The following is a 2,087-nucleotide window of genomic DNA, read 5'->3' on the forward strand; positions in this document are numbered from 1 at the left end:
GAACAGCGCACCCATCCAGCGCTGCCCGAGGCCGCGCTGCATGTAGTAGGCCGGCCCGCCGCGGAAGCCGTCCGCGTCGCGGTGCTTGTAGAGCTGCGCGAGCGTCGACTCGATGAACGAGGACGCGCCGCCGACGAACGCCATCGTCCACATCCAGAACACCGCGCCGGGGCCGCCGATCGCGATCGCCGTGCCGACGCCGGCGATGTTGCCGACCCCGACGCGCGATGCCGCCGAGATCGTGAACGCCTGGAACGAGGAGACCGATTGCGGCCGGCCGCTGCGATCCTTCGGCGTCTTGTCGCCGAGCACCCGGAACATCTCCGGCAGGAGCCGCAGCTGCACGACGCCGGAGCGCACGGTGAAGTACACCCCGAGCGCGGCGAGGATGGGCAGCACCACCCACGTCCACCAGAAGTCGCCGGCCGTGAGCATGAGGGATTCGAGCGCGTCCACGGGCGTCAACCCTAGACCCCGGGGGACGGGACGGTCCCGAGAGCCCCCGTCCTCGCAGCCCGCCCGCCGCGCACGCCGTCGTGCCTGTAGACTGATGGGTCGGCATTCGGTGCCGCCGGAACCGCAGGACAAGGAGCCACAAGTGAAGATCGATCTGAGCGTGCTGAAGACCGTCGAGCGCGAGCGGGAGATCTCCCAGGACGACCTCATCCGCATCATCGAGCAGGCCATCCTGCAGGCGCACCTCCGCTCGGGCGAGAAGCACGCGCCCGACGCGCCGCAGCCGCGCGTCGAGGTCGACCGCAAGACGGGCGACGTGACGCTCTACGAGCCGGAGCTCGACGAGGACGGCAACCGCATCGGCGAGTCGCCCGCGAACACCGACGACTTCAGCCGCATCGCCGCGACCGCCGCGAAGCAGGTCATCTTCCAGGCGCTGCGCGAGAAGAGCGACGAGACGGTGCTCGGCGCCTACAAGGACCGCGAGGGCGACATCATCGCCGGCATCGTGCAGCAGGGCACGAACCCGCGCATGGTGCACGTCAAGCTCGGCGACGACATGGAGGCGCTCCTGCCGCCAGAGGAGCAGGTGCCGGGCGAGGAGTACAAGCACGGCCAGCGGATGCGCGTCTTCGTCACGAAGGTCGAGCGCGGCCAGCGCGGCCCGCAGGTGACCGTGAGCCGCACGCACCCCTCGCTCGTGCGTCGCCTCTTCGCGCTCGAGGTGCCGGAGATCGCCTCCGGCGCGGTCGAGATCGTCGCGATCGCCCGCGAGGCCGGGCACCGCTCCAAGATCGCGGTGCGCGCGACGCAAGAGGGCATCAACGCGAAGGGCGCGTGCATCGGCGAGCTCGGCTCGCGCGTGCGCGCCGTGCAGGCCGAGCTCGGCGAGGAGAAGATCGACATCGTCGACTTCTCCGAGGACCTCCCGACGTTCGTCGCGAGCGCGCTGAGCCCCGCCCGCGTCTCCGACGCCTTCATGCTCGACGCGAAGACGAAGGCCGTCCGCGCGCTCGTGCCCGACTTCCAGCTCTCGCTCGCGATCGGCCGCGAGGGGCAGAACGCGCGGCTCGCCGCGAAGCTCACGGGTGCGAAGATCGACATCCAGCCCGACTCCGTCATGGACGAGGACTGAGCGGCCCCTGCCGCCCGGGCGTGTCGTCCTGTAGAGTGGAGTCCATCCGCACGTGCCTCGGCTGTCGCGCGCGCACTGAACCCGCATCCCTGGTGCGGATCGCTGCGCAGGACGGCACGGCGGTCGTCGATCTCGATCGGCGGCTTCCCGGCCGAGGGGCGTGGGTGCATCCGACGCAGCAGTGCGCGGAACGCGCGCTCCGCGCGATCCCGCGGGCCCTGCGGCAACGGCACCTGGATGCCTCGCCCATCGCACGGTGGGCACAGGACGGGCTCGATCCGAGCCCCGACCGAAGGAACGAACGGCACATGGACAACTGATGAGCGGCTCGAAATGAGACCCGTCAGCAATTGACGTCCGCCCTGTCCTGGGCGGACCAGGACAGGAGAGAAGTGGCAAACCCACGCGTTCACGAGATCGCCGCGGAAGTCGGCGTCGAGAGCAAGGTCGCGATGGCCAAGCTCAAGGAGATGGGCGAGTTCGTCAAGGGACCGGC

General features: G+C 70.2%; 4 protein-coding genes. 3 read left to right on the forward strand and 1 reads right to left on the reverse strand.

From position 1 onward, the window contains the following. Window positions 1-435, reverse strand: a 435-nt coding sequence (locus RIF89_RS14420) for an alanine:cation symporter family protein (RefSeq protein WP_309069767.1), incomplete at its 3' end; no start/stop codon positions are given. 163 nt (window positions 436-598) lie between these two features. On the opposite strand from RIF89_RS14420, the gene nusA reads away from it, so the two are divergent. The 3 genes from nusA to RIF89_RS14965 all read left to right on the forward strand — a co-directional run. Then, complete coding sequence (gene nusA, locus RIF89_RS14425; RefSeq protein ID WP_309069766.1) at window positions 599-1,591, forward strand: transcription termination factor NusA; 993 nt, start codon at window positions 599-601, stop codon at window positions 1,589-1,591. A gap of 35 nt (window positions 1,592-1,626) precedes the next feature. Next, window positions 1,627-1,911, forward strand: a complete 285-nt coding sequence (locus RIF89_RS14960; RefSeq protein WP_375294490.1) for a YlxR family protein — start codon at window positions 1,627-1,629, stop codon at window positions 1,909-1,911. A 72-nt stretch (window positions 1,912-1,983) separates the two neighbouring features. Further along, window positions 1,984-2,087, forward strand: a 104-nt coding sequence (locus RIF89_RS14965) for a translation initiation factor IF-2 N-terminal domain-containing protein (protein WP_375294491.1), incomplete at its 3' end; no start/stop codon positions are given.

It is taken from the genome of Microbacterium sp. (assembly GCF_031178525.1).
Lineage (GTDB): Bacteria > Actinomycetota > Actinomycetes > Actinomycetales > Microbacteriaceae > Microbacterium.